The following is a 26,992-nucleotide window of genomic DNA, read 5'->3' as shown; positions in this document are numbered from 1 at the left end:
CCCACCGTGCCTGCGCTGGTGTCCGGGACCTTCGGGTAGCGTCGGAGACATGAATTTCGCAGCACGTGTGCCCACGGTCGAGATCACGGACCTCAAGGACGGCGACTTCCTGCTGGACGTCCGCGAGGACGACGAGTGGCAGGCGGGCCACGCCGAGGGAGCACTGCACATCCCCATCAGCGAGTTCGTGGCCCGCTACGGCGAGCTGACCGCGGCCGCCCCGCAGGACGGCCGCGTCCACGTCATCTGCCGCTCCGGCGGCCGCTCGGCACAGGTCACCATGTATCTGGTCCAGCAGGGCATCGACGCGGTGAACGTCGACGGCGGCATGCAGGTCTGGCAGGCCGCGGGCCGCCCGGTGATCACGGACGACGGCCGGCCCGGCTTCGTGGTGTAACTCACCTGCTGTTCAGCTCACCCCGACGGCCCGGGGCCGCGCGGTCAGCCCAGCGGATGGGCGGCCAGCAGGTCCCCGAGCCGCTCCTCGTGCGCCGCCGCCGGGCCGAGCGCCAGCTCCAGGTGCTTGGCCCAGGCGTGATAGCGGTGCAGCGGGTAGTCGGTGTCGGCACCGAACCCGCCGTGCAGGTGCTGTGCCGTCTGCACCACCCGGCGCACCCCCTCCGCCGCCCAGATCTTCGCCACCGCGACATCCGCGGCGGCGGGCAGCGCCCCCACCGCACCCGAGGCGATCCGCCAGGCGGCCTGCCAGAGGGTGGCCTCCATGGCACGCAGATCGACGTACCGGTCCGCGGCCTGCACGGCCACCGCCTGGAACGTCGCGATCGGATACCCGAACTGCTCCCGCTTGCCGGTGTACTCGGCGGTCATGCCCAGCACCCGCTCACCCAGACCCAGCGCCAGCGCGCAGGTACCGGTCGCGAGCAGCGCGTGCAGCCACTCCCAGGCTCCGTCGGCCTCGATGACGTCGTCCGCCCCGATCCGCACCGACGCGAGCCGCAGCTCGGCCAGCCGCTCCCCGCTGGTGGACACCTGCTCGGCGAGCACCACCCCGTCCAGCTCGCGCGGTACCAGCGCGAGGACGGTACGGTCGGCGGCCGTTCCCTCCAGGTGCGCCGGTACGACCACGAGATCGGCGTCGTACGCCCACGGCACCGCCGTCTGCACCCCGTCCAGCACCCAGACCGAGCCGTCCCGCCGTGCGCCGACGGCCAGTTCGGCCGGATCGTGGCCGCTACGGCCGCTCGCCGCGACGGTCAGCACCAGCTCGCCCCGCCCGGCCCTGGCCAGCAGCCGATGCGCCAACCCGGCCTCGCCGTAGGCCTGTACGGCAGCTGCCGCCGCGCTGTGCTCCAGCAGCGGCACCCGGGCGAGCACCTTGGCGGACTCACGCAGCACCAGGCACAGCGCGATCGCGTCCAGACCGGAACCGCCGTACGCCTCGTCGAGCAGCAGACTGAGCAGGTCCGCCTCGGCCAGCCGGGACCACAACTCCCGGTCGAAGCCCTCGGCCACGGCACCGGTGGTGAGCGCCGGGCTGGGCACCGCGTCCGGCACCACGCCGGCGAACACCCCGCGCGCCGCTTCGGCCGCCGCCCGCTGCTCCTCGGTGAAGGTGAAGTCCACGGCCTGTCCCTCCGACGGTGCGGTTGTCTGACGGGGCGTCAAGATAGAACAGGTTCTAGGAGAAGGGAATGGGGGTGGGGGTTTCGGTGTTCCTGGGGGCTTCCCCTCCCCCTCCCCCCCACCCCTCCCCACCCCAAGCCGCCCCCGTGCAGGACTCAGCGGTCGAAGTCCAGCTCCACCTGCTCCGTCAGCGGATGCGACTGGCAGGCCAGTACGTATCCCGCTTCCGTCTCCTCCGCCTCCAGGGCGAAGTTGCGGTCCATGCGGACCTCGCCGGAGACGAGGAAGGCGCGGCACGTACCGCACACTCCGCCCTTGCAGGCGTAGGGCGCGTCGGGGCGGTTACGCAGCACCGTCTCCAACAGGGACTCGCCCTCCTGCACCGGCCAGGTGCCGCCGCGTCCGTCGAGCCGGGCGGTGACCGTGCTGTGCGCAGGAGTCCCGGTGGTGGCCGGCGGCGAGCCCGCGTCCACGTGGAAGATCTCCTGATGGATCCGGGAGCGGTCCACGCCCAGCTCGCGCAGCGCCTTCTCCGCTCCCTGCACCAGGCCGTACGGTCCGCACAGGAACCAGCCCGCGACCTCGCCGACCGGCAGCAGCGCGGGCAGCAGCCCGGTGAGCCGCTCACGGTCGAGCCGGCCGGACGGCAGGCCCGCCTGCTGTTCCTCGCGGGAGAGCACGGTCACCAGCTGAAGCCGCTCGGGGTAGCGGTCCTTCAGGTCGGCGACCTCCTCCAGGAACATCGTGGACGCGGCCGTGCGGTCGCTGCGTATCAGGCAGAACCGGGCAGCCGGCTCGCGTGCCAGCAGCGTGGCGACGATGGACAGGACCGGGGTGATGCCGCTGCCACCGACGACCGCCGCGTACAGCCCTGGCGCCGGTTCCAGGGTGAAGCGGCCGGCCGGGGTCATCACCTCCAGCTCGTCGCCGACGTTGATCTCCTTCAGCGCGTAGGCGGAGAAGGCGCCGCCTTCCACCAGCCGTACGCCCACCTTCAGGGTGCCCGGGCCCGGGCCGGCCGGATCGGGCCCGGGGGAGCAGATCGAGTACGTGCGCCGTATCTCGGTGCCGTCGACCTGTCGGCGCAGCGCCAGGTGCTGGCCGGGTGCGTGCCGGTACTCCTCGCGCAGCTCGGGCGGGATGGTGAAGGTCAGGGCGACGGAGTCGTCGGTGATCCGGTCGACCGCGGCCACCAGGAGCGGGTGGAAGCGCGCCATCACAACTCCTTGAAGTGGTCGAACGGTTCACGGCAGGCGAGGCAGCGGCGCAGGGCCTTGCACGCGGTGGAGGAGAACCTGCTCAGCAGCTCGGTCTCGGGTGAGCCGCAGTGCGGGCAGCGGACGGGGTCGGTGGGTGCGCCCGCGGTGGGCGCACCGACAGTGGCTGCGTCCGCGGTGGATGCATCCCCGGTCCGGGTCGGGCCGAGGGTCAGGGGGACCGGGCCGGAGGTGCTGCGCACGCGCGGGGGAGCGATGCCGAACTCCCGGAGTTTGCGGCGGCCTTCGGGGCTGATGTCGTCGGTCGTCCAGGCGGGGCTGAGCACCGTGCGGACCGTGACCTCGCGCATACCGTGGGCGCGCAGCACCCGTTCGATGTCCACGCTCATCGCCTCGATGGCGGGGCAGCCGGTGTAGGTGGGGGTCAGGTGGACCTCGACCGTGTCGTCGGCGTGCAGCCGCACCGCGCGCACCACGCCCAGCTCCTGGAGCGTGAGCACCGGCAGTTCGGGGTCGGGGACCGAGCCGGCCAGCTCCAGCAGCTCCGCCTCCAGGGCGGTGGCGGTCACCATGACGCCCCCGGGTGACTGCGGTGCAGATGCTGCATCTCGGCGAGCATCCGCCCGAACGGCTCGGTGTGCAGGCCCTGTCGGCCGGCACCGGCCGACCAGGCGCCGGTGCGCGGGCCCTCGGGGACGGGGAGGGTGGCGCGGGTGAGGACGTCTGCGACGGACCGCTGCCAGTCCTCGTCCAGGCGTGCCCAGTCGGCCTCGAGGCCCTCCACCGGCTGGAACATCTCGCCGGTGAACCGCCACAGTGCCTCGCAGGCGCGGTGCATCCGTTCGTGGCTGGTCTCCGTGCCGTCCCCCAGGCGGAGCGTCCACTGCTCGGCGTGGTCGCGGTGGTAGGCGACCTCCTTGACAGCCTTGGCGGCGAGGGGCGCGAACGGGCCGTTTCCTGCGGCTAGTTCGGCGTAGAGCAGCTGCTGGTAGGTGGAGAAGTACAGCTGGCGGGCGATGGTGTGGGCGAAGTCGCCGTTCGGCTGCTCGACCAGCTGGAGGTTGCGAAAGGCCCGCTCCTCGCGCAGATAGGCCAGTTCGTCCTCGTCGCCGGCCATGGACAGCAGCACCCGGGCCTGGCCCAGCAGATCGAGGGCGATGTTGGCGAGGGCGACCTCCTCCTCCAGGACGGGGGCGTGCCCGACCCACTCCCCCAGCCGGTGGGAGAGCACCAGGGCGTCGTCGCCGAGGGCGAGCGCGGCGGTCACCGGGACGGTGGCGGGGCCGGTGGCGGTCACAGGTGCTTCACCCCTTCCGGGATGTCGTAGAAGGTCGGGTGCCGGTAGGGCTTGTCGCCGGAGGATTCGAAGAACGGGTCCTTCTCGTCCGGCGAGGACGCGGTGATCGCGGCGGCCGGGACGACCCAGATCGACACGCCCTCGCCGCGGCGGGTGTACAGATCACGGGCGTTGCGCAGGGCCAGCTCCGCGTCGGGGGCGTGCAGGCTGCCGGCGTGGGTGTGGGAGAGGCCGCGCCGGGAACGCACGAAGACCTCCCACAGGGGCCAGTCGGTGGTGCTCATGCTCGCTCCGCTCCTGTCTCGTGTGCTGCCTCACCGGCGCCGCCGGTGTGCTTGGCCGCGTAGACGGCGGCCGCTTCCCGCACCCATGCGCCCTCGGTGTGGGCGCGCCGGCGCTGCGTGATCCGCTGTTCGTTGCACGGGCCGTTGCCCTTGAGGACGCCCCAGAACTCCGTCCAGTCGATCGGGCCGAAGTCGTACTGCCCGCGCTCCTCGTTCCACCGCAGGTCCGGGTCGGGGAGGGTGAGGCCCAGGGACTCGGCCTGGGGGACGCAGATGTCGACGAAGCGCTGGCGCAGCTCGTCGTTGGAGTGGCGTTTGATCTTCCACTCCATCGACTGCGCCGAGTGCTGGGATTCGTCGTCGGGCGGGCCGAACATCATCAGCGAGGGCCACCACCACCGGTTGACGGCGTCCTGTGCCATCGCATGCTGTTCCGGGGTGCCCTTGCTGAGGGCCAGCAGCATCTCGTAGCCCTGGCGCTGGTGGAAGGACTCCTCCTTGCAGATCCGCACCATCGCACGGGCGTACGGGCCGTAGGAGCAGCGGCACAGCGGCACCTGGTTGGTGATCGCGGCGCCGTCCACCAGCCAGCCGATCGCGCCGACGTCGGCCCAGGTCAGCGTCGGGTAGTTGAAGATCGAGGAGTACTTCTGACGGCCGCTGTGCAGCTTGTCGAGCAGCTCGTCGCGGCTGGTGCCGAGGGTCTCGGCCGCGCTGTAGAGGTACAGGCCGTGCCCGGCCTCGTCCTGGACCTTGGCCATCAGGATCGCCTTGCGGCGCAGGGAGGGCGCGCGAGTGATCCAGTTCGCCTCCGGCTGCATGCCGATGATCTCGGAGTGCGCGTGCTGGGCGATCTGCCGGACGAGGGTGGCGCGGTAGGCGTCGGGCATCCAGTCGCGGGGTTCGATGCGTTCGTCGGCGGCCACGGCCGCGTCGAAAGCGTGCTGGTAACCCGCCGTGTCGACGGTGTCCGGTGCGCCGTCCGGCTCCGTGCGGGCCGTGCGTTGCGCGGCTGCTGTGGCCATGCGGTCCCCCTGATCTCGGGCTCTCGGGCTCTCGGGCCTTTGCTGTTGGACTCTTGGGCTCTTGGTGAATCCGTCCCGACCGATCGTTCGGTCCGTGCGAATCAATGGTGTGCTGGGCCGCCGTGGGGTGTCAACCGCTGTGGAAAACTCGGGCGAGCGGCCTGTGGACAAGGGCGTCGGCCGATGGGTACGGCCGGTCCGGCGCCGTACCGCGTGGCGAAGCGCACGGCCTGCGGCTCGTACCCGGGGCTGCGCGGGGCGGCCGGGGCTGAGTACCGTTCCGTGCGGACGCCGCGAGTGGCGTGCGTGCATCATGGGGCGCTCGCGGCGGGCGTCGCAGCACCGAGCTGGGCCACTGAGCCGAACGACTGAACCGAAACGGGGGACGGGGCGGAATGGACGCGTACGACGAGGACCCGGGGGCCCCACCCCGCCCCGGCGGGTCGGCGGGGGCGCGTCTCCCAAAGGGGGCACAGGAGGGCCGGCAGGCTCGTGTACCCCGGCAGTCTTCGGCAGCTCAGGAGATAGACAGCGCGCGCGAGGGCTCGGAAGCCCAAGCGACGCAGCAGTCCCAGCAGTCCCAGCAGCCCCGGGCATCGCAAGAAATCTCCGACACCCCCGCAGTCCCGTCGGGCCGGCAGGATGAGCCGGACGCGGCCGCCCGCTGCGTCGAGGCAGCCGACTCCGGGGGGCCGGTGCCGCCCCCCGCCCCCCGTACCGGCGTAGCCGCCCTGTCCCCCCGCTACCAGGTCGCCGCGGCGCTGACGCTCGCGGTGGTCGGTGTCGCCGCCTGTGTGCACCTGCTGATGGTGTTTCTCAGCCTCGCCCCGGCGAACACGGTGTCCAAGCAGCACGGCAAGGCCGTCGAGCAGTGGGTGTACCCCGAGTTCGAGCAGAACTGGAAGCTTTTCGCCCCGAACCCGCTGCAACAGAACATCGGTGTGCAGGTGCGGGCCGAGGTGCGGATGAAGGACGGCACCCTGCGCACCACCGGCTGGACCGACCTGTCCGCCCAGGACGGCGCCGCCATCGACGGCAATCCGGTGCCCAGCCACACCCAGCAGAACGAGCTGCGCCGCGCCTGGGACTTCTTCGTCGCCACGCACACCGCCGACAACCGTGCCGTCGGCATGCGCGGCTCCCTCTCCGAGCAGTACGTACGCCGGATCGTGGTCATGCGCCTGTACCGCACCGATCCCACCAGTCAGGACGGCGTCATCCAGCGGGTGCAGGTCCGTTCCAGCACCACCAATGTGCAGCCGCCCGCGTGGAGTCGTGAGCGGGTGTCCGACAAGCCTGTCTACCGGGTGCTGCCCTGGTGGACGGTGACCGCCGACGAGGCCGCCGGAGGTGTGCGGTGAACCAGTTCTCCCTGAGCCTCTCGCGCGGGATCGCCCGGGTGACCGGGACCGCCCTGGGGCCGTACCAGAGCGCCGTGATCCGCATCGGGTTCGCCGGGACCTGGCTGCTGTTCCTGCTGCGCGAGTTCCCCCACCGCCAGGAGCTGTACGGTCCGGCCGGGCCGTGGGGCTGGAACCTCGCCAAGGAGCTGACCGCCGACAATCACGCCTTCACTGCTCTGCTGTGGTCCGACGGGCAACTGTGGTTCGAGTGCTTCTACGCGCTGGCGATCCTCGCCAGTGCCGCGCTCCTGCTCGGCTGGCGCACCCGGACGGCGTCCGTGCTGTTCATGGTGGGCGTGCTGTCGCTGCAGAACCGCAGTGTCTTCGTGGGCGACGGCGGCGACAACGTGCTGCACCTGATGTCCCTGTATCTCGTGTTCACGCGGTGCGGACAGGTGTGGTCCCTGGACGCGCGGCGGGCGGCGCGCGTCGAGGCGGCACGCGCGCGTGGGGAGCGGGTTCCCGCCGACCGGGTGGGACCGGCCCTGTGGACGGTGTCCGGCCTCGCACTGGTCCTCGCGACGTTCACCGGCCGGTTCGACAACAGCTGGCTGATCCCCGCGCTGCTGTGGACGGCCTGGGCGGTGCTCGGGCTGTGGTGGGCCGTCGGCCGCTGGGGCAGGTCCCCGGAGCCGCGGATGCTGCTGGACGTCATCGCCGACGTCCTGCACAACGGCGCCCTGTTCGTGATCATGGCCGAGGCCTGTCTGATCTACGCCACGGCCGGCTGGTACAAGATCCAGGGCTCGCGCTGGCAGGACGGCACCGCCGTCTACTACCCGCTCCACCTGGACTACTTCTCGCCCTGGCCCGGACTCGCCGACCTGATGTCCTCCAGCGGCACGATCATGATGGCTGTCGCCTACGGAACGGTCATGGTGCAGGTCGCCTTCCCGTTCACCCTGTTCAACCGGCGGGTCAAGAACGTCCTGCTGGTGGTGATGATGCTCGAGCACACGGTGATCGCGGTCGTGCTCGGACTGCCCTTCTTCTCGCTGGCGATGATCGCCGCGGACGCGGTCTTCCTGCCGACGTCGTTCCTGCGCCGGCTGGGTGCGCTGGTCGTACGCGCGCGTGGCCGGATCGTCCGGCGCGGCGACCGTACGGTGCCCGCGCCCCGCTCCTTCGAGGAGACGCCCGAAGGGACGCCCGAGGAGAGCGCGCAGGGCCGCGTAGGGTTCACCGCATGACCGACCCGCTGACCCGCTGGCGCGAGCACGCCGGTGCCGGCGTGCTGCTCGACGGCTTCCATGCCCTCAAGCACGCGCTGCGCTTCGGGGCCGAGGTCCCGGTGGCGGTCACCACCGACCGGGGGGCCGCGCTCGCCCTCGCCGGTGAGCTGGCCGAGGACGTACGGGACGCGCTGGACGCGCTGCTCACACAGGTGTCCACGCAGACCTACGCCTCCCTGGTCCCACGGCCCCACCCGACCGGCGTGGCCGCCCTCGCCGTACGGCCGTCCCGCGAGGCCAACCTGCGCGCGCTGGCCCACGCCCCCCGCACCGCGCCGGTCGTGGTCCTGGACAACCCCCGCAACCTGGGCAACGCCGGCGCCGTGATCCGGCTGGCCGCCGGTTTCGGGGCGACCGGAGTGGTCACCACGGGCACGCTCGATCCCTGGCACCCCACGGTGGTGCGCGGAGGCGCCGGCCTGCACTTCGCGACGGCCGTGGAACGCCTCGGCGTCGACGAACTGCCGGCCGGACCGCTGTTCGCGCTCGACCCGGAGGGCGAGGACATCCGCGGCACCGAACTGCCCGACGACGCCGTGCTGGCGTTCGGCTCGGAGCGCAGCGGGCTGTCGGCCGAGCTGCGCGCGCGTGCCGACCATCTGCTGGCTCTGCCGATGCGCCCCCAGGTCTCCAGCTACAACCTCGCCACCAGCGTGGCGATGACGCTGTACCACTGGAGCGCCACCGGGGGCGCACCATCCGCCCACTGAGCGGACTCAGACCTCCCGGCGGACCTCCACCACCCGGAACCGGTTGGCCACGAACGCGCCGTCGCACAGCGCGGCGTTCGCCGCCGGGTTGCCGCCCGAGCCGTGGAAGTCGGAGAACGCGGCCGTCTGGTTGACGTACACCCCGCCGGTCAGGTTGAGCGACAGCTGGGCCGCCTCCTCCAGGCACACCTCCTCGACGGCCTGCTCGACCTCGCTGTCGGTGGTGTACGCGCCGACCGTCATCGCACCCTTCTCGCGGACCGTGCGGCGCAGCAGCTCCACCGCGTCGGTCACCGAGTCGACGGCGACGGCGAAGGAGACCGGGCCGAAGCACTCGCTCATGTAGGCGGCCTCGTCGTCCGGCTTGGCGCCGTCCAGCTTGACGAGGACGGGGGTGCGCACCACCGCGTCCGGGAACTCCGGGTTGGTGATCTCGCGGGAGGCGAGGGCCACTTCACCGAGGCCGGCGGCGGCTTCCAGGCGGGCCTTGACGTCGGGGTTGACGATGGCGCCCAGCAGCGCGTTCGCGCGCGCGTCGTCACCGAGGAGGCCGTCGACCGCGCGGGCGATGTCGGCACTGACCTCGTCGAAGGTCCTGGAGCCCTGATCGGTCCGGATGCCGTCCCGGGGGATCAGCAGGTTCTGCGGGGTGGTGCACATCTGACCGCTGTACAGGGACAGCGAGAACGCCAGGTTGGACAGCATGCCCTTGTAGTCGTCCGTGGAATGCACGATCACCGTGTTGACGCCGGCCTTCTCGGTGTACACCTGCGCCTGGCGGGCGTTGGTCTCCAGCCAGTCGCCGAAGGACGTCGACCCGGTGTAGTCGATGATCCGGATCTCGGGCCGGGTGGCGAGCGTCTTTGCGATGCCCTCGCCGGGGCGCTCGGCGGCCAGCGTCACCAGGTTCGGGTCGAAGCCGGCCTCGGCGAGCACGTCCCGTGCCACCCGCACGGTCAGGGCGAGCGGCAGCACCGCGCGCGGGTGCGGCTTGACCAGGACCGCGTTGCCGGTCGCCAGGGAGGCGAACAGGCCCGGGTAGCCGTTCCAGGTCGGGAAGGTGTTGCAGCCGATGACCAGGCCGATGCCGCGCGGCACCGCAGTGAACTCCTTGCTGAGGACGAGCGGGTCGCGCTTGCCCTGCGGCTTGCTCCACTCCGCCGTCCCGGGCGTGCGGACCTGCTCCGCGTACGCGTAGGCCACCGCCTCCAGGCCGCGGTCCTGGGCGTGCGGGCCGCCCGCCTGGAACGCCATCATGAAGGCCTGGCCACTGGTGTGCATGACCGCGTGCGCGAACTCGTGCGTCCGGTCGCTGATCCGCTTGAGGATCTCCAGACACACCACCGCCCGGGTCTCCGCGCCCGCGTCCCGCCAGGCGCGCTGTCCGGCCTTCATGGCGGGGATCAGCACGTCCACGTCCGCGTGGGGGTAACTGACGCCGAGCTCGATGCCGTACGGCGAGACCTCGCCGCCCACCCAGTCGTCCGTGCCGGGCTGGCCGAGGTCGAGGCGGGTGTTCAGCAGGGCGTCGAAGGCGGCCTTGCCGGCGGCCGCGTCCAGGCTGCCGTTCTCGCCGTAGGCCTTCGGATGCTCGGGGTGCGGGGACCAGTACGCGCGCGTGCGGATCGCTTCCAGTGCCTGGTCGAGCGTGGGCCGGTGCTTCGCGATCAGCTCGTCGGTGGTCAGTTCGGCGGCCATACGGGACCAACTCCTCGTCTGGAGAACTCTTCGTCGAGTTCATGACCTGGGCAGAAACATGGGCGGGAACGGCCGGTCAGAGCTAGAGTAACCGAACGATCGGTCGGGACAAGGGGGTCCGCCGCATCTGTGGAAAACGTCGTGCGGGAGGATCGCGCACATGACAGCACTCGACCTCACCAGCCCCGTGGCCGTCGTCGGCACCGGCACCATGGGCCAGGGCATCGCCCAGGTCGCGCTGGTCGCCGGCCACCCCGTGCGGCTGTACGACGCCGTCGCCGGGCGCGCCCGGGACGCGGCCGCAGCGATCGGCGCCCGCCTCGACCGGCTCGTGGAGAAGGGCAAGCTCACCGGCGCCGACCGGGACGCGGCCCGCGCCCGCCTCACGCCCGTCGAGCGCCTCGCGGAGCTGGCGGACTGCGGGCTGGTCGTCGAGGCCGTTCTGGAGCGGCTGGACGTCAAGCAGCAGCTCTTCCGCGAGCTGGAGGAGATCGTCGCCGAGGACTGCCTGCTCGCCACCAACACCTCCTCGCTGTCGGTGACGGCCATCGGCGGCGCCCTGAGCCGTCCCGGCCGTTTCGTGGGCCTGCACTTCTTCAACCCGGCGCCGCTCCTGCCGCTGGTCGAGGTCGTCTCCGGGTTCGCCACCGACGTCACGTCGGCCACGCGCGCGTACGAGACCGCCCGCGCCTGGGGCAAGACGCCGGTGGCCTGCGCGGACACCCCGGGCTTCATCGTCAACCGGATCGCCCGGCCCTTCTACGCCGAGGCCTTCGCGGTCTACGAGGCCCAGGCCGCCGACCCGGCCACCATCGACGCGGTCCTGCGCGAGTCCGGCGGCTTCCGGATGGGTGCCTTCGAGCTGACCGACCTGATCGGGCAGGACGTCAACGAGTCCGTGACCCACTCCGTGTGGCAGGCCTTCTTCCAGGACGTGCGCTTCACCCCGTCCCTGGCCCAGCGCCGGCTGGTGGAGTCCGGCCGCCTCGGCCGCAAGAGCGGACACGGCTGGTACGACCACTCCGAAGGCGCCGAGCGGCCCGAGCCGCACACCGCGGACAAGGAGCAGCCGCCCGCGTACGTCGTCGCCGAGGGCGGACTCGGCCCCGCGGCCGAGCTGCTCACGCTGATCCGCGAGGCGGGCATCCAGGTCCGCGAGGAGGACGAGGACAACGGCTCCCGCCTGGTGCTGCCGAGCGGTGGCCAGCTGGTCCTCGCCGACGGTCAGACCTGCGTGGAGTTCCGGGACGTCGTCTACTTCGACCTCGCCCTGGACTACCGCACGGCCACCCGCGTCGCGCTGTCCGCCTGCCACGACACCGCGCCGCGGACCCTGGCCGAGGCCATCGGCCTCTTCCAGGCCCTCGGCAAGGACGTCAGCGTCATCGGCGACGTCCCCGGCCTGATCGTCGCGCGTACGGTCGCCCGGATCATCGACCTGGCCCATGACGCCGTCGCCAAGGGGGTGGCCACCGAGGAGGACATCGACACGGCCATGCGCCTCGGCGTGAACTACCCGCTGGGCCCGTTCGAGTGGGACCGCCGACTCGGGCGCGAGTTCGCCTTCGACGTGCTGGACGAGATGCACGAGCGCGACCCCTCCGGACGCTACGCGCCCTCCCTCGCGCTCTACCGCCACGCGTACGCCATCGACGACCAGCGGAAGGGCACCTCATGACCACGGCCAGGCGCGACACGTACACGCCCGAGACGCTGCTCTCCGTGGCCGTGCGGGTCTTCAACGACCGCGGCTACGACGGCACGTCCATGGAGCATCTGGCCAAGGCGGCCGGCATCTCCAAGTCGTCGATCTACCACCACGTCAGCGGCAAGGAGGAACTGCTGCGCCGGGCGGTCAGCCGCGCCCTGGACGGCCTGTTCGCGATCCTGGACGAGGAGCACGCGCGCGTGGGGCGGCCCGTCGACCGGCTGGAGCACGTCGTACGGCGCATGGTCGAGGTGCTCATAGGCGAGCTGCCGTACGTCACGCTGCTGCTGCGCGTGCGCGGCAACACCGCCACCGAGCGGTGGGCGCTGGACCGGCGGCGCGACTTCGACCACCGGGTCGCGGAACTGCTGAAGGCCGCGGCGGCCGACGGGGACGTACGCGGCGACGTCGAGGTCCGCCTGGCCACCCGGCTCGTCTTCGGAATGATCAACTCGATCGTGGAGTGGTACCGGCCGGACCCTCGGGGCGCCGACGACCGCGAGGTGGCCGACGCGGTGGTCCGGCTGGTCTTCGCCGGCCTGCGCAAGGACTGAGGGCGGCCCCCTTCCGGCCTCCCGCCGCCGGGTCCCCCTGGGCTCCCGCCACAGGCGCCCTCTTGGCCTCCCGCCGCCGGCCCGCCCCGGTCACGCCTCCGGCACGCCCTTCTTCACGTCGCCGGGACGCCCCTTCTGCGCCTCCGGCTCCAGGTCCTCCTCCTCGAACACCAGCAGTGTGCGCGTGCTGAGCACCTCGGGGATGGCCTGGAGCCGGGTGAGCACCAGCTCGCGCAGTGCCCGGTTGTCGGGAGTGTGCACGAGCAGCAGCACGTCGAAGTCGCCGCCTACCAGGGCGATGTGGGAGGCGCCGGGCAGCTGCCTGAGCTGCTCACGGACCGTGCGCCAGGTGTTCTGCACGATCTTCAACGTGATGTACGCCGACGTGCCGTGCCCCGCCCGCTCGTGGTCCACGCGCGCGCTGAACCCCCGGATGACACCGTCCTCGACCAGGCGGTTGATGCGCGCGTAGGCGTTGGCGCGCGAGACGTGGACACGTTCGGCGACGGACCGTATGGAGGCGCGGCCGTCCGCCTGGAGCATTTTCAGGATGTCCTGATCGATGGCGTCCAGCGGCCGCGGTGGCAGCGGCGCGCGGTCCTGCGGTCCGTCGGCCATTTGTTCAGCTGCCATTGCCCCCCGCTCCCTCGCCGTGGACGTCCTGCGTTCATTCCAGGCCGTGGAGAACCGTTTGTCCACAGCCTGGAGGTGCCTGTAGCCAAAATGTGCCAGCGACCGAACAATCGGTTGGTGAGGCGCCTCACAGCCGAGGCGCCTCCCGTAGCCGCTCCCACGAGGAGGTGCCGTCATGACGGTTCTGGAGCAGCGGGGCGCGTACCGGCCATCGCCGCCGCCCGCCTGGCAGCCCCGTATGGACCCCGCGCCGCTGCTGCCCGACGCCGAGCCCTACCGCGTCCTCGGCACCGAGGCGGCCGCCAAGGCCGACCCGGACCTGCTGCGCCGGCTGTACGCCCAGCTGGTGCGCGGCCGCCGCTACAACACGCAGGCCACCGCGCTCACCAAGCAGGGCCGCCTCGCCGTCTACCCCTCCAGCACCGGCCAGGAGGCCTGCGAGGTCGCTGCCGCCCTGGCCCTCGAAGACCGCGACTGGCTCTTCCCCAGCTACCGCGACACCCTCGCCGTCGTCGCCCGCGGCGTGGACCCCGTCGAGGCCCTCACCCTGCTGCGCGGCGACTGGCACAACGGCTACGACCCCCACACCCACCGCGTGGCCCCCCTCTCCACCCCGCTGGCCACCCAGCTGCCGCACGCCGTCGGCCTCGCGCACGCCGCCCGCCTCAAGGGCGACGACGTGGTCGCACTGGCCCTGGTCGGCGACGGAGGCACCAGCGAGGGCGACTTCCACGAGGCACTGAACTTCGCCGCCGTCTGGCAGGCACCGGTCGTCTTCCTCGTCCAGAACAACGGCTTCGCCATCTCCGTCCCGCTCGCCAAGCAGACCGCCGCACCCTCCCTGGCCCACAAGGCCGTCGGCTACGGCATGCCGGGCCGCCTGGTCGACGGCAACGACGCCGCGGCCGTGCACGAGGTCCTCAGCGACGCGGTACGGCACGCACGCGCGGGCGGCGGCCCGACCCTGGTGGAGGCGGTCACGTACCGGATCGACGCCCACACCAACGCCGACGACGCCACCCGCTACCGCGGCGACGCCGAGGTCGAGGCCTGGCGCGCCCACGACCCGATCGAGCTGCTGGAGGCGGAACTGACCGCGCGCGGACTGATCGACGAGGCCGGCATGGAGGCCGTCCGGCAGGACGCCGAGGTGATGGCCGCCTCCTTGCGCGAACGTATGAACCGCGACCCCGAACTGGACCCCATGGCCCTCTTCGACCACGTTTATGCCGAGACCACGGCCCAGCTGCGCGAACAGCGCGCCCTGCTCAGGGCCGAACTGGAAGCCGAGCAGGAGCAGCACGGCGCACAGGAAGGCGGCGCCCGATGACCACCGTCGCCGTCAAGCCCGCCACCATGGCGCAGGCCCTCACGCGCGCGATGCGCGACGCGATGGCCGCCGACCACGCCGTGCACGTCATGGGCGAGGACGTCGGCACCCTCGGCGGTGTCTTCCGGGTCACCGACGGCCTCGCCAAGGAGTTCGGCGAGGACCGCTGCACCGACACCCCGCTCGCCGAGGCCGGCATCCTCGGCGCCGCCGTCGGCATGGCCATGTACGGCCTCAGGCCGGTGGTGGAGATGCAGTTCGACGCCTTCGCCTACCCGGCGTTCGAGCAGCTCATCAGCCATGTCTCCCGGATGCGCAACCGCACCCGCGGGAAGATGCCCCTGCCGATCACCGTCCGCGTGCCCTACGGCGGCGGCATCGGCGGCGTCGAGCACCACAGCGACTCCTCCGAGGCGTACTACATGGCCACCCCGGGCCTGTACGTGGTCACGCCCGCGACCGTCGCCGACGCCTACGGCCTGCTGCGCCAGGCCATCGCCTGCGACGAACCGGTCGTCTTCCTGGAGCCCAAGCGGCTGTACTGGTCCAAGGACTCCTGGAACCCCGAGCACCCCACGGACGTCGAGCCCATCGGCCGCGCGGTGGTGCGCCGCCGGGGCAGCAGCGCCACGCTCATCACCTACGGCCCCTCCCTGCCCGTCTGCCTCGAGGCCGCCGAGGCCGCGCGGGCCGAGGGCTGGGACCTGGAGGTGATCGACCTGCGCTCGCTGGTGCCGTTCGACGACGAGACGGTCTGCGCGGCCGTCCGGCGCACCGGACGCGCGGTCGTCGTCCACGAGTCCACCGGGTTCGGCGGACCGGGCGGCGAGATCGCGGCCCGGATCACCGAGCGCTGCTTCCACCACCTGGAGGCGCCGGTGCTGCGGGTGGCCGGCTTCGACATCCCCTATCCGCCGCCCATGCTGGAGCGGCACCACCTGCCCGGCGTCGACCGCATCCTGGACGCCGTGGCCCGGCTGCAGTGGGAGGCAGAGGGCTGATGGCACAGGTGCTGGAGTTCAAACTTCCCGACCTCGGCGAGGGACTCACCGAGGCGGAGATCGTCCGCTGGCTGGTCCAGGTCGGCGACGTCGTCGCCGTCGACCAGCCGGTCGTCGAGGTCGAGACGGCCAAGGCGATGGTCGAGGTGCCCTGTCCCTACGGCGGTGTGGTCACCGCCCGCTTCGGCGAGGAGGGCGCCGAACTGCCCGTAGGGGCACCCCTGCTGACGGTGGCCGTGGGACCGCAGGCCCCGACGCAGGACGGCGCGGGATCGGGCAACGTCCTGGTCGGATACGGCACCTCGGAAGCACCGGCCCGGCGCCGGCGGGTGCGGCCGACGCCGACGGTGACGGGTACCGCGAACGGCAGCACCGGTGCGGACAGGGCCCGGACCCCGGGCGCGTCCTCCGGGACGCGCCTGGACGGGCGGCAGAGCCCGACGGCGGCCGCGGAAGCCCGGCGACCGGGCAAAACCGCCGCCCTGACCGGTACGACGCCCAACGGGACGGCCCACGCACGCGTGGACGCCCTCCACGTCGACGGCCCCGTGCCCGTGATCTCCCCCCTGGTCCGCAGGCTGGCCCGCGAGGGCGGTGTGGACCTGCGGCAGCTGGCGGGCTCCGGCCCGGACGGACTGATCCTGCGCGCGGATGTCGAGGACGCCCTGCGGACCAGGGCGGCCCTGGACGGCCGTACGGCCGAGGCACCCGCCACGACGGCGCACGGCACGGCCACGGCCCTGCCGGCATTCGCCGCCGCCTCGGGCACGCGCGCCGCAGGCACTCGCATCCCCCTCAAGGGAGTGCGCGGCGCCGTCGCCGACAAGCTGTCCCGCAGCCGCCGGGAGATCCCGGACGCCACCTGCTGGGTCGACGCCGACGCGACCGAACTCATGCGTGCGCGTGCCGCGATGAACGCCGCGGGCGGCCCGAAGATCTCCCTGCTCGCGCTGCTCGCCCGCATCTGCACGGCCGCGCTCGCCCGGTTCCCGGAACTGAACTCCTTCGTCGACATCGAGGCCCGCGAGGTGGTCCAGCTCGACCACGTCCACCTCGGATTCGCCGCGCAGACCGAGCGCGGGCTCGTCGTACCGGTCGTCCGGGACGCCCAAGCGCGCGACGCCGAGTCGCTGACCGCCGAGTTCGCCCGGCTGACGGAGGCCGCCCGCACCGGGACGCTGACACCCGGGGAACTCACCGGCGGGACCTTCACGCTGAACAACTACGGGGTCTTCGGTGTCGACGGCTCCACACCGATCATCAACCACCCCGAGGCGGCCATGCTCGGCGTCGGCCGGATCGTCCCCAAACCCTGGGTCCACGAGGGCGAGCTGGCGGTGCGTCAGGTCGTGCAGCTCTCGCTCACCTTCGACCACCGGGTGTGCGACGGCGGCACAGCGGGCGGCTTCCTGCGCTACGTGGCGGACTGCGTGGAACAGCCGGCGGTGCTCCTGCGCACGCTGTGACGCAGGCGGGGCCCTGAGGCGGGCCCGGGAGGAGTGCCCGGCGGGAGATACAAGCGGCGCGCCCCTCGGGACATACTCGGGGGGTGACCGACAACGCCCCCGCCGCCCCCGGGACGCCGGTGCCGTACGACGCCGTCGTCCTGGCCGGCGGCGCTGCCCGGCGGCTCGGCGGGGCCGACAAGCCCGGTCTGCGGGTCGGTGGCCGGGCGCTGCTCGACCGGGTCCTCACGGCCTGCGCGGGCGCCCGTACGACCGTGGTGGTGTCCGACCTGCGGTCGACCGCGCGGCCGGTGCGCTGGGCGCGCGAGGAGCCGCCCGGTGGCGGACCGGTCGCCGCGCTGGCGGCCGGCCTACGGCTCACCAGCGCCGAGCACGCCGTCGTCCTCTCCGCAGACCTGCCCTTTCTCCAGCCGGACACGCTGCGGCGCCTGCTGGCCGTCCTGTGCGACACCGGGGCCGACGGCGCGCTGCTCACCGACGCCGACGGCCGCGATCAGCCGCTCGTGGCCGCTTACCGCACCGCCGCGCTCCGCCGTGAGCTGACCGCCCTCGCCGCCGGCCCGGACGGCCTGACCGGACTGCCCCTGCGCCGGCTCACCGGCGCCCTCCGCCTCACCCGTGTCCCGGACCCGCTCGCGTCCTTCGACTGCGACACCTGGGACGACATCGCCCACGCCAGGGCACGCATCAGGGAGCATGGGCACGTGTTGGATGAATGGATCTCCGCAGTCAAGGACGAACTGGGCATCGACCTGGATGTCGACACCGGCGTCCTGCTCGACCTGGCCCGGGACGCCGCGCACGGCGTGGCCCGGCCCGCAGCCCCGCTGACCACCTTCCTCGTCGGCTATGCAGCGGCCCAGGGCAAGGGAGGCCCCGAGGCCGTCGCCGAGGCCGCGCGCAAGGCGGCCGCGCTCGCACTGCGCTGGGAAGAGGAGAACAACGGAGGCGACAGCGGGGGTCCGAGCGCCCCGGACGCCGGATGACCACTCCCGGGACGCGGGCCGGAGCGCCCGCCGAGGACACCGACGACCTCGATGTCGAGGAGGCCCTGGCCCTGGTGAGGGAAGCCAAGGACGACCATGGGGGCCCGGGTCAGGTGCCCGCCCCGGCGCCCGGAGCACACGGCGAACGGCACCGGGCCACCCCATGGCCCCAGGCCCGCGAGATCGCCGCCCGCGCCGCCCGCGCCTGTGTTCGCCGCTCCTTTGTTACCGTGCCGCTCGGCGACGCCCTCGGCCTCGCCCTGGCCGCCCCGCTCAACGCGCTGACCGACCTGCCCTCCTTCGACACCTCCGCGATGGACGGCTGGGCGGTCGCCGGGCCCGGCCCCTGGGACGTACGGGAGGACGGTGTGCTCGCCGGGCATGCGCAGCCCGAGCCGCTCATCGACGGCGAGGCGGTCCGTATCGCGACCGGCGCCCGCATCCCCGCCGACACCACCGCCGTCCTGCGCAGCGAGCACGGCTGTATCGACGCGCAGGGCCGCCTCCACGCCACCCGGGAGGTCGCGCACGGCCAGGACATCCGCCCGCGCGCCCAGGAATGCCGCAGCGGTGACCAGTTGCTGCCCGTCGGCACCGTGGTCACGCCCGCCGTCCTGGGCCTCGCCGCGGCGGCCGGATACGACGCCGTCACGGCCGTGCCGCGTCCGCGCGCCGAAGTTCTCGTGCTCGGCGACGAGTTGCTGACCGAGGGCCTGCCGCGCGACGGGCTGATCCGGGACGCACTCGGTCCCATGCTGCCGCCCTGGCTGCGCGCGCTCGGCGCCGAGGTCGTCGCGGTGCGCCGGATCGGCGACGACGCCAAGGCCCTGGAGCGGGCCGTCACCGGCTCCGAAGCCGACCTCATCGTCACCACCGGCGGCACGGCGGGCGGCCCCGTGGACCACGTCCATCCCATCCTGGAACGCGTCGGCGCCGAACTCCTCGTCGACGGCGTCAAGGTGCGGCCCGGTCACCCCATGCTGCTGGCCCGCACCAAGGAGGACCAGCACCTCGTCGGCCTGCCCGGCAACCCCCTCGCCGCCATCTCCGGCCTGCTCACGCTCGCCGAGCCGCTGCTGCGCACCCTCGCCGCCCACCCGGCCCCCGAGCCGTACACGCTGCCGCTCAGGGAGGCGGTCCAGGGGCACCCCTACGACACCCGGCTCATTCCCGTGGTGCTCCGCGGCGACCTTGCCGTACCGCTGCACTACAACGGTCCGGCCATGCTCCGCGGCATCGCCGCCGCCGACGCGCTGGCCGTCGTGGCGCCGGGCGGTGCTCGGCAGGGTGAGGAGGCCGAGCTGCTGGATCTGCCGTGGGCGGCCGCCGGAATCGAGGTGTGTTTCACGTGAAACGTCCCGCGCGGCCCTCGGTGCTCCCCTCACCCCGCACCACCGGCCGCTGCCCCGTGACCGAGGGGGCCCGGACATCAGGGAGCGAGCGGGTCTGCCCCGAAGACGCCTGCCGCGGAGAGTAGCGTCACGCGCATGCATGCGATCACGATTCCCGAACCTGGTGGTCCCGAGGCGCTGGTGTGGGCGGAGGTCCCCGACCCGGAGCCCGGCGAGGGCGAGGTGCTGGTCGAGGTGGTGGCCAGCGCCGTCAACCGTGCCGACATCCTGCAGCGGCAGGGCTTCTACAACCCGCCGCCCGGCGCCTCCCCCTACCCCGGCCTGGAGTGCTCCGGAAGGATCGCCGCGCTCGGCCCCGGCGTGTCCGGCTGGGCCGTCGGTGACGAGATGTGCGCGCTGCTCGCGGGCGGCGGCTACGCCGAGAAGGTCGTCGTGCCGGCCGGGCAGCTGCTGCCCGTGCCCGAGGGCGTCGACCTCAGGCAGGCGGCCGCGCTGCCCGAGGTGGTCTGCACGGTCTGGTCCAACGTGTTCATGATCTCCCACCTGCTGCCCGGTGAGACGCTGCTCGTGCACGGGGGGTCCAGCGGCATCGGCACCATGGCCATCCAGCTCGCCAAGGCCGTCGGCGCCAAGGTCGCCGTGACAGCCGGCACCAAGGAAAAGCTGGAGCGCTGTGCCGAGCTGGGTGCGGACATCCTCATCAACTACCGCGAGCAGGACTTCGTCGCCGAGATCAAGCAGGCCACCGGCGGCGCGGGCGCCGATGTGATCCTCGACAACATGGGGGCGAAGTACCTGGACCGCAATGTCCAGGCACTCGCCGTCAGCGGACGTCTCGCGATCATCGGTATGCAGGGCGGGATCAAGGGAGAGCTGAACATCGGCACGCTGCTCGGCAAGCGGGCCGCGATCAGCGCGACCTCGCTGCGGGCGCGGCCGCTCACCGAGAAGGCGGCGATCGTGGCGGCGGTGCGGGAGCACGTGTGGCCGTTGCTCTCCGGGGGCCACGTCCGGCCGGTCGTGGACCGGGAGGTGTCGATGGCCGACGCGGCCGAGGGGCATCGGGTGGTGGAGGAGAGCGGGCACATCGGCAAGGTGCTGCTGGTGACGCCGTGACGCCGGACGTCTCCCCGGGGGGTCTCGCAGGCCCTTGAGACCCGTGAGGCGCCGGTGTCTCAGCTCCTGCGGAGTCTGAGAGCCACGAAGGCGAGGCCCAGCCCCAGGCCTATCAGGACCAGGCCGCTGCCCAGCGGGAGGATCTGCAGGACCGGCTCGGTGGCGTTCTCGTTCTGCTGGGCGGCGTTCCGGCCCGGGGCCCTGGCGGGGTCGAAACCGGCCTCGTCGGGGGCGCCCGAGGCCGACGGCGTCGCGGCCGGGAGGTCGGCGGTCTCCGGCTCCTCGGGCCGGCCGGTGTCCGGGGTCCGGGCGGGCACGGGGTCGTCGTCGCCCTCCACCTCGGCCGCGGGCCCGTCCGGCCGGCCCGGCCGCAGCCGCCCCTCGCCCGCGCGGCTGCCCGCACGGGTCGGCTCGACCGCTGTGGGGCGGTACGAGGCGGAGGCGGAATCGGAGGGCATGGGCAAGAGCGAGGGACCGGCGGAGGCACGCTGGGGGTCGTGACCGGGCCCGGGCGGGGCCGGGCGATCGACGGCGGCGCCGCCCACGTGGCCGTGGACCGAGGGCTCCGAAGGCCTTGCGGGTGCCGGGTGCTCCCCGGGGCCCGAGTGGTCCGCGCCCGCGCCGGCGGGCCGGTGCGGGTGTCCCGGCGGGGCGACGTTCCCGGGGCCGAGCTCGGCGGCGTACGCCACCGTGGCGTACCTGGTGACGATGCCGTAGGCGGGAAGGGCCGCCGCGAGGACGAGCAGCAGCCGTACGCAGGGGAACGTGATGCGCAGCCATGGAGTCACGTCGGTGACCTCCCGGAGCCCGGATGGCGTGATCGATGGATAACCGACAGAGATAAGCCTCACATCCGATGGCAAACAGGGCATTTCAGAATGCTCCGTCGGGTCGAAACGGTGGATCAGCCCCATGAGGGGGCACCACGGTGATGAGGTGTACGGGTGCGAGAGAATGGCGGCATGGAGATGCCGAGGAACGAACGGTCGCCGGAGAACCCCCAGATCCTCGTCGTGGGCCAGGACGGGATGGCGCTCGGCGGCGGCAACGGGGGAGACGACTCCCGAGAGACTCCGCTGACGGAGCAGGTCGAGCAGCCTGCCAAGGTCATGCGGATCGGTAGCATGATCAAGCAGCTCCTGGAGGAGGTGCGCGTGGCTCCTCTGGACGAAGCGAGCCGGGTGCGGCTGAAGGAGATCCACGCCAGCTCGGTGAAGGAGCTGGAGGACGGCCTTGCGCCGGAGCTGGTCGAGGAACTGGAGCGGCTCTCCCTGCCGTTCACCGACGACGCGACTCCGAGCGACGCGGAACTGCGGATCGCTCAGGCACAGTTGGTGGGCTGGCTGGAAGGCCTCTTCCACGGCATCCAGACGACGCTGTTCGCCCAGCAGATGGCCGCGCGGGCCCAGTTGGAACAGATGCGCCGCGCGCTTCCGCCGGGCATGACCGGACACGAGGGCGGCGACGAGCACCGCGCCGCGGGCCGCTCGGGCGGGCCGTACCTGTAAGGCTGTTCACAGCAAGGGCCCGGCGCGTGACGCCGGGCCCTTCTCGTCGCGTCCTACGCCGCGCTGCGTGGCGTCACTGCGGCGGATTGCCCGTGGAGACGGTCAGTTCGATGGTGCCCGGGTCCTTCTTGTCGACGTCCGTGCTCTGGGAGGGGAACTGGTTCAGGACGGTGCCCTGGCCCCAGGTGTTGTCGTCCTGGGGGACGACCTTGGCCTTCCAGCCGGCGGCCTGGATGCACGCCTTCACCGAGTCGATGTCCTTGTAGCGGAAGTCGGGCAGCTCGATCTTGGCGGGGTCGTTCCACGACTCCGTCGGATCCGTGCACTTCTCCTTGTCGATCACCCGGCTCGTGTCCGGCCCGCGATAGCCCGGCCGGTGGGAGCTGGACGCGGAGGCACTTGCCCCGCCCTTGCCGCCCGTGTCGTCACTGCCGTCGGTGTTCAGTGTCAGCGCGACGACCAGGGCGACGACCGCGACGAGCGACACCGCGACCGACCCGATGATCACCGGCTTGTTGCTCTTGCCCCCGCCGGAGCCCGGAGCGGACGGCTGCGGCGAGATCGTGTACGGCGGCGGGGTCGGCGCGGCCTGGGGGGCCTGCGGGCCGTAGCCCATCGGAGGCGGCGTCTGGTAGCCGGCCTGCTGCGGGTAGCCGTAGGACGGGGCGGCCGTCTGCGGCGCGCCGTAAGGGCCTGCCGGGTACGGCGTCTGGACCGGCCCGGGGGCCGCCTGTGCGGTCTGGTCGACCGGTGGGAACACCGCGGAGCCCACGCCCGCGCCGCTCTGCGTCGGCGCGGCGCCCGGCACGATGCTCGGCGCGGCCGCCTGGAAGGATGCGGCGACGCGCAGGCACTCGTCCCGCATGGCCTCGGCGGTCGGGAAGCGCTCGTTCGGGTTCTTCTTCAGGGCGCGGGCGACCAGGGCGTCCACCGCCGGCGGCAGGGACCGGTTGATCGACGAAGGAGCCACCGGCTCCTCCTGGACGTGCGCGTAGGCGATCGCCAGCGGCGAGTCCGCGTCGAACGGCAGCCGCCCGGTGACCAGCTGGAACAGCATGATGCCGACGGAGTACAGGTCGGAGCGGGCGTCCACGCCGCGGCCGAGGGCCTGCTCGGGCGAGAGGTACTGCGGGGTGCCGACGACCATGCCGGTCTGGGTCATCGACGTCACACCGGACTGCATGGCGCGGGCGATGCCGAAGTCCATGACCTTGACCACGCCGCGCTTGGTCATCATCACGTTGCCCGGCTTGATGTCGCGGTGGACCAGCCCCATCTCATGGCTGATCTCCAGCGCCGCCAGCACGTCCGCGGTGACCTTCAGCGCCTTGTCGGCGGGCATCGCGCCGTACTGCCGGGTGTCCTCATCGAGGATCGAGCCCAGCGGGCGGCCCTCGACGTACTCCATGACGATGTACGGCGTCGTCAGACCACCGAGATCGTCCTCGCCGGTGTCGAAGACCGACACGATATTGGTGTGCGTGAGCTTGGCCACGGCCTGGGCCTCGCGGCGAAAGCGCTCACGGAAGGCCTGTTCTCGGCCGAGTTCCGTGTGCAGCGTCTTGATCGCGACCTGGCGGTCGAGAACGGCGTCGTACGCCAGGTGCACCGAGGCCATACCGCCCTCGCCGAGCAAGTCGCGCAGTTGGTAGCGCCCGCCGGCCAGGGACTGCCCCGAGTACCGCCCGTGTGCGCCGTCCTGGCTCATCTCTCCGCGTCCCCCACTGGCCGTCCGGCGCCTTCGCTGATCGCACGGGCCTTGATCGAATGTGTCATTCCCGGCCAAGTCTGCCCCAGGGCACTGACACGTCAAGCGCGGTGCCCGTTCCGTGACCGTACGCGAAAGAAGCGTCGTGCAAGCGTTACAGGGGGCGTACGACCGGCACACAGAATTTGCACGACAGCGCGTGCTACGGGTTTCATGGCCGGTCATGCTCCGGCCGGTCCGGCTTCCGGTTCCGAACCGGTGGCTCGCGCGGAGGCTGTAGCGTGGCCGACGGAGACCGTAACAACACCGCGCGCACCGCGGGCAGAAACGACGGCGAGGACCGATGGACCAGACGCAGCGCGCCCAGGGCCCGTCCGACCCCGAGGCGAGTGGCGGCGGTATGTCGGACGCGCCGGAGATGTGGGGCAACGGCGGGCTCGTCGGCGACGGCCGGTACCGGCTGACGCACCGGCTGGGCCGGGGCGGCATGGCCGAGGTGTTCGCGGCCGAGGACGTCCGTCTGGGCCGTACCGTCGCGGTGAAGCTGCTGCGCGCCGACCTCGCCGAGGACCCGGTCTCCAAGGCGCGCTTCACGCGTGAGGCACAGTCGGTCGCCGGCCTCAACCACCATGCGATCGTCGCCGTGTACGACTCCGGCGAGGACTCCGTGGGCGGCCAGTCCGTGCCGTACATCGTGATGGAGCTGGTCGAGGGCCGCACCATCCGCGATCTGCTGCTGAACGCGGAGGCGCCGGGCCCCGAGCAGGCGCTGATCATCGTGTCCGGGGTGCTGGAGGCGCTCGCCTACTCGCATCAGCACGGCATCGTGCACCGCGACATCAAGCCCGCCAACGTGATCATCACCCACAGCGGTGCCGTCAAGGTGATGGACTTCGGCATCGCGCGCGCCCTGCACGGTGCCTCGACAACGATGACGCAGACCGGCATGGTCATGGGCACGCCGCAGTACCTCTCCCCGGAGCAGGCGCTCGGCAAGGCCGTGGACCACCGGTCCGACCTGTACGCGACCGGCTGCCTGCTGTACGAACTGCTCGCCCTCAGGCCGCCGTTCACCGGTGAGACCCCGCTGTCGGTGGTCTACCAGCACGTCCAGGACATCCCGACCCCGCCGTCCGAGTTCGCCGACGCCTGCCCGCCGGAGCTGGACGGCCTGGTCATGCGCTCGCTCGCCAAGGAACCGGACGACCGCTTCCAGACGGCCGAGGAGATGCGCGGCCTGGTCCAGTACGGCCTGCAGATGCTGTACGAGCAGGGCGGTCACACCGGCACCTGGAACACCGGCCCGGTGGAGGCGCACGACGGCCGGCACACCCCGGCGGGCGGCTTCGCGGGGACGACCGCGATGCAGCACCCGGGCGACTTCGGCGCCGGAACCGCGCAGATCCCGCAGCCGATCCTGCCGCAGGGCTACGGCAGCGGCGACGACGGCGGCTTCGAGGGGCACGGCAACAAGGGCAGCGGCCGCGGCAAGCTGTGGATCCTCGCCGTCCTCGCGATCATCGCGATCGCGGCGGGCGTCGCGATCGCGCTCAAGAGTGCGGGCCACGGCTCCGGCACGGGTTCCGACACCAAGCCGACGACGACGCACTCGAAGTCCACGAAGGACCACTCGGACTCCCCGACCCCGTCGGACGACAGCACCGACCAGCCCACGGACACCACCACCGACAACGGTTCGGACACGAGCTCCGGCGACTCCGGCTACACGCCGTCGGACCCGCAGACCTCGCAGTCGCAGTCCACGGGACCCACCGACCAGCCGTCGGATCCGCAGACCTCCCCGTCGCAGTCCACGGACCCCACGAGCGGCGGCGCCCTCGGGGGCACGGACACCGGCGGCACGGACGCGGGTACCAGCGACGGCGGCACGGACACCGGCGCCACCAACGGCGGCACGGACACCGGCGCCACCAACGGGGGCACGGACACCGGCGCCACCGCGGACGGCGGGGCCGGCGACCCCACCGGTTGAAGGACACCCACGGCGCCTGTGACGGCGTCCCGCTGAGGTGACCCGGCCCGTCGGCCGCGGGCGCTCACCGCACGAACGCGTCGCACACCGCGTCGTACTCGCGGGTCCACCACACCGCGAGCGCCGACGCTGCCGGGAACTGGCAGTCCGCGCGCGTGTCACCGCGTTCGTAGTGCCAGCGCAGCATCCAGAAGTCGTTCAGCCGTTCCCACCACACCCGGTGCACGGCCGCTGTCAGCTCCGAGGGCGTGGCGCCGGCCGCTCGCCGGTAGGCGCGCGCGTAGGCGCGCACTTTCGGCAGGTCCAGGGCGCCCGCGGGCCGTACGAAGAAGATCGCCGCGGCGCGTACGGCCTCCTCGGCGCGGGGCTGCACGCCGAGCCGGTCCCAGTCGACGATGGCCGCCGGGGCGTCGCCCTTGTAGAGCACGTTGAACGGGTGGAAGTCGCCGTGCACCCAGCCCACCGAGCCGCCGGGCGGCGGGCGCCGGTCCGCGTGCTGCTCCAGCAGCGCGCGGCGCTCCAGCAGGCGGTGCCGGGCGAGTTCGTCGAAGGCGTCGGCGGGGCGGTGCCGGCGCACGTGGGCGAGCAGGTCGTCGATGAGGGCGACGGTGTCGTCCGGGTCGGCGCTCTCCACGGGGTGGGGGCTCGTGGCCGGACGTGTGCGCCCCTTGGGTGGCATCACACGCTCCAGACAGGCGTGTACGGCGCCCAGGAGCGCCCCGAGGCGTGCGCTCTCCGCGCGCGTGAGCTGGCCGCCGTGGCGGTGCCTTCCGTCGATCCAGGGATGCAGGGCGTAGGCGTGGCCGCCGACGACGGCGACCGTACGGCCCTCGCGGTGCGCGAGCGGTACGGAGACCGGGACGCCGAGGTCGGCCAGGCGCTGGGTGGCGCGGTGGCGGCGCTCGATGGCGGTCGGGTCGGCGGTGTCGGGGTCGAAGTGGTGCTTGAGGAAATAGCGGCCGCGGGTGGTGCACAGCCGGTAGCCGCGGTTGAGCAGGCCCTGGTCGACCGGCTCACAGGTGAGGGGGCTACCGGCGGCGTACAGGCGGAGCAGGGCGCTGAGAGGGGGCGCGTGGGGTACGAGGGGTGGTACACAAGAGCGCGGCACGCCGCAGATGCTAGGGCACGAAAAGCCGCTGTGAGCTGGGGGTTGTCACAGCTAGTCGCCGATGATCGCTTTCGGTCAC

General features: G+C 72.5%; 25 protein-coding genes. 14 read left to right on the top strand and 11 right to left on the bottom strand.

Going from position 1 to position 26,992, the window contains the following annotated elements; genetic code table 11:
• The first annotated feature begins 67 nt into the window (after positions 1-67).
• Positions 68-397, top strand: a complete 330-nt coding sequence (locus ACZ7HQ_RS24535; protein WP_470994391.1) for a rhodanese-like domain-containing protein — start codon at positions 68-70, stop codon at positions 395-397.
• Positions 398-441: 44 nt separating this feature from the next.
• Here the strand turns inward: ACZ7HQ_RS24535 and ACZ7HQ_RS24530 are convergent, their stop codons facing one another.
• The 6 genes from ACZ7HQ_RS24530 to paaA form a co-directional block, all read right to left on the bottom strand.
• Positions 442-1,584, bottom strand: a complete 1,143-nt coding sequence (locus tag ACZ7HQ_RS24530; protein WP_470993757.1) for an acyl-CoA dehydrogenase family protein — start codon at positions 1,582-1,584, stop codon at positions 442-444.
• A gap of 155 nt (positions 1,585-1,739) precedes the next feature.
• Entirely contained in the window at positions 1,740-2,801 is a 1,062-nt protein-coding gene (locus ACZ7HQ_RS24525; protein WP_470993754.1) for a 2Fe-2S iron-sulfur cluster-binding protein, read from the bottom strand.
• Positions 2,801-3,373, bottom strand: a complete 573-nt coding sequence (gene paaD / locus ACZ7HQ_RS24520) for a 1,2-phenylacetyl-CoA epoxidase subunit PaaD (protein WP_470993752.1) — start codon at positions 3,371-3,373, stop codon at positions 2,801-2,803. The genes ACZ7HQ_RS24525 and paaD overlap by 1 nt, the downstream gene beginning before the upstream one ends.
• Positions 3,367-4,098 carry a 1,2-phenylacetyl-CoA epoxidase subunit PaaC gene (gene paaC / locus ACZ7HQ_RS24515; protein WP_470993749.1) on the bottom strand — a complete coding sequence of 244 codons (732 nt, stop codon included), beginning with the start codon at positions 4,096-4,098 and terminating at the stop codon, positions 3,367-3,369. The genes paaD and paaC overlap by 7 nt, the downstream gene beginning before the upstream one ends.
• Complete coding sequence (gene paaB / locus ACZ7HQ_RS24510) at positions 4,095-4,382, bottom strand: 1,2-phenylacetyl-CoA epoxidase subunit PaaB (protein ID WP_470993746.1); 288 nt, start codon at positions 4,380-4,382, stop codon at positions 4,095-4,097. Before paaB ends, paaC begins: the two co-directional genes overlap by 4 nt.
• Positions 4,379-5,407, bottom strand: a complete 1,029-nt coding sequence (paaA, locus tag ACZ7HQ_RS24505) for a 1,2-phenylacetyl-CoA epoxidase subunit PaaA (protein ID WP_470993743.1) — start codon at positions 5,405-5,407, stop codon at positions 4,379-4,381. Before paaA ends, paaB begins: the two co-directional genes overlap by 4 nt.
• Before the next feature lie 695 nt (positions 5,408-6,102).
• On the opposite strand from paaA, the gene ACZ7HQ_RS24500 reads away from it, so the two are divergent.
• From ACZ7HQ_RS24500 to ACZ7HQ_RS24490, 3 genes are read left to right on the top strand one after another with little or no spacing between them, the layout of a single operon-like run.
• A complete protein-coding gene (locus tag ACZ7HQ_RS24500; RefSeq protein WP_470993740.1) occupies positions 6,103-6,768 on the top strand; it encodes a DUF5819 family protein in 666 nt (221 codons plus the stop codon).
• Complete coding sequence (locus tag ACZ7HQ_RS24495) at positions 6,765-8,000, top strand: HTTM domain-containing protein (protein WP_470993737.1); 1,236 nt, start codon at positions 6,765-6,767, stop codon at positions 7,998-8,000. The genes ACZ7HQ_RS24500 and ACZ7HQ_RS24495 overlap by 4 nt, the downstream gene beginning before the upstream one ends.
• Positions 7,997-8,752 carry a TrmH family RNA methyltransferase gene (locus ACZ7HQ_RS24490; RefSeq protein WP_470993735.1) on the top strand — a complete coding sequence of 252 codons (756 nt, stop codon included), beginning with the start codon at positions 7,997-7,999 and terminating at the stop codon, positions 8,750-8,752. The genes ACZ7HQ_RS24495 and ACZ7HQ_RS24490 overlap by 4 nt, the downstream gene beginning before the upstream one ends.
• Positions 8,753-8,758: 6 nt before the next feature.
• Here ACZ7HQ_RS24490 and paaN read toward each other — a convergent pair whose 3' ends face one another.
• A complete protein-coding gene (gene paaN, locus ACZ7HQ_RS24485; protein WP_470993732.1) occupies positions 8,759-10,450 on the bottom strand; it encodes a phenylacetic acid degradation protein PaaN in 1,692 nt (563 codons plus the stop codon).
• Positions 10,451-10,610: 160 nt separating this feature from the next.
• On the opposite strand from paaN, the gene ACZ7HQ_RS24480 reads away from it, so the two are divergent.
• A complete protein-coding gene (locus ACZ7HQ_RS24480; protein WP_470993730.1) occupies positions 10,611-12,128 on the top strand; it encodes a 3-hydroxyacyl-CoA dehydrogenase in 1,518 nt (505 codons plus the stop codon).
• Positions 12,125-12,712 (top strand): TetR/AcrR family transcriptional regulator, encoded by a 588-nt coding sequence (locus ACZ7HQ_RS24475; RefSeq protein ID WP_470993728.1) that lies wholly within the window; start codon positions 12,125-12,127, stop codon positions 12,710-12,712. Before ACZ7HQ_RS24480 ends, ACZ7HQ_RS24475 begins: the two co-directional genes overlap by 4 nt.
• A 90-nt stretch (positions 12,713-12,802) precedes the next feature.
• Here ACZ7HQ_RS24475 and ACZ7HQ_RS24470 read toward each other — a convergent pair whose 3' ends face one another.
• The gene (locus ACZ7HQ_RS24470) at positions 12,803-13,345 is read right to left on the bottom strand and encodes an Lrp/AsnC family transcriptional regulator (RefSeq protein ID WP_470993725.1); all 543 of its coding nucleotides are present in this window, start codon (positions 13,343-13,345) and stop codon (positions 12,803-12,805) included.
• 175 nt (positions 13,346-13,520) lie between these two features.
• Between ACZ7HQ_RS24470 and pdhA the strand changes: the two genes are divergently transcribed.
• The 6 genes from pdhA to ACZ7HQ_RS24440 all read left to right on the top strand — a co-directional run bounded on the left by pdhA (position 13,521) and on the right by ACZ7HQ_RS24440 (position 20,596).
• Positions 13,521-14,675: a pyruvate dehydrogenase (acetyl-transferring) E1 component subunit alpha gene (pdhA, locus tag ACZ7HQ_RS24465; RefSeq protein ID WP_470993721.1), complete on the top strand. Its 1,155-nt coding sequence runs from the start codon at positions 13,521-13,523 to the stop codon at positions 14,673-14,675.
• Positions 14,672-15,676, top strand: a complete 1,005-nt coding sequence (locus ACZ7HQ_RS24460) for an alpha-ketoacid dehydrogenase subunit beta (RefSeq protein WP_470993717.1) — start codon at positions 14,672-14,674, stop codon at positions 15,674-15,676. Before pdhA ends, ACZ7HQ_RS24460 begins: the two co-directional genes overlap by 4 nt.
• The gene (locus ACZ7HQ_RS24455; protein ID WP_470993714.1) at positions 15,676-17,142 is read left to right on the top strand and encodes a dihydrolipoamide acetyltransferase family protein; all 1,467 of its coding nucleotides are present in this window, start codon (positions 15,676-15,678) and stop codon (positions 17,140-17,142) included. Before ACZ7HQ_RS24460 ends, ACZ7HQ_RS24455 begins: the two co-directional genes overlap by 1 nt.
• 83 nt (positions 17,143-17,225) lie before the next feature.
• Positions 17,226-18,128 (top strand): NTP transferase domain-containing protein, encoded by a 903-nt coding sequence (locus ACZ7HQ_RS24450; protein WP_470993712.1) that lies wholly within the window; start codon positions 17,226-17,228, stop codon positions 18,126-18,128.
• Positions 18,125-19,480 (top strand): molybdopterin molybdotransferase MoeA, encoded by a 1,356-nt coding sequence (locus tag ACZ7HQ_RS24445; RefSeq protein ID WP_470993709.1) that lies wholly within the window; start codon positions 18,125-18,127, stop codon positions 19,478-19,480. The genes ACZ7HQ_RS24450 and ACZ7HQ_RS24445 overlap by 4 nt, the downstream gene beginning before the upstream one ends.
• 135 nt (positions 19,481-19,615) lie before the next feature.
• Positions 19,616-20,596 (top strand): NAD(P)H-quinone oxidoreductase, encoded by a 981-nt coding sequence (locus ACZ7HQ_RS24440; protein WP_470993705.1) that lies wholly within the window; start codon positions 19,616-19,618, stop codon positions 20,594-20,596.
• Between the two features lie 59 nt (positions 20,597-20,655).
• On the opposite strand, the gene ACZ7HQ_RS24435 is transcribed toward ACZ7HQ_RS24440, so the two are convergent.
• A complete protein-coding gene (locus tag ACZ7HQ_RS24435; RefSeq protein ID WP_470993702.1) occupies positions 20,656-21,384 on the bottom strand; it encodes a hypothetical protein in 729 nt (242 codons plus the stop codon).
• Positions 21,385-21,558: 174 nt separating this feature from the next.
• Between ACZ7HQ_RS24435 and ACZ7HQ_RS24430 the strand changes: the two genes are divergently transcribed.
• Positions 21,559-22,104 (top strand): bacterial proteasome activator family protein, encoded by a 546-nt coding sequence (locus ACZ7HQ_RS24430; protein ID WP_470993698.1) that lies wholly within the window; start codon positions 21,559-21,561, stop codon positions 22,102-22,104.
• Positions 22,105-22,177: 73 nt separating this feature from the next.
• On the opposite strand, the gene ACZ7HQ_RS24425 is transcribed toward ACZ7HQ_RS24430, so the two are convergent.
• On the bottom strand, positions 22,178-23,812 hold the full coding sequence (locus tag ACZ7HQ_RS24425; protein ID WP_470993695.1) for a Stk1 family PASTA domain-containing Ser/Thr kinase: 1,635 nt from the start codon (positions 23,810-23,812) through the stop codon (positions 22,178-22,180).
• 343 nt (positions 23,813-24,155) lie between these two features.
• On the opposite strand from ACZ7HQ_RS24425, the gene ACZ7HQ_RS24420 reads away from it, so the two are divergent.
• Complete coding sequence (locus ACZ7HQ_RS24420) at positions 24,156-25,805, top strand: protein kinase domain-containing protein (RefSeq protein ID WP_470993692.1); 1,650 nt, start codon at positions 24,156-24,158, stop codon at positions 25,803-25,805.
• 64 nt (positions 25,806-25,869) lie between these two features.
• On the opposite strand, the gene ACZ7HQ_RS24415 is transcribed toward ACZ7HQ_RS24420, so the two are convergent.
• Positions 25,870-26,913: a phosphotransferase gene (locus tag ACZ7HQ_RS24415; protein WP_470993690.1), complete on the bottom strand. Its 1,044-nt coding sequence runs from the start codon at positions 26,911-26,913 to the stop codon at positions 25,870-25,872.
• Positions 26,914-26,992 lie beyond the last annotated feature (79 nt).

It is taken from the genome of Streptomyces sp. NPDC037290 (assembly GCF_055603245.1).
The sequence above is the reverse complement of the archived record's forward strand: the minus strand, read 5'-3'. Positions and strand labels throughout refer to the sequence as shown.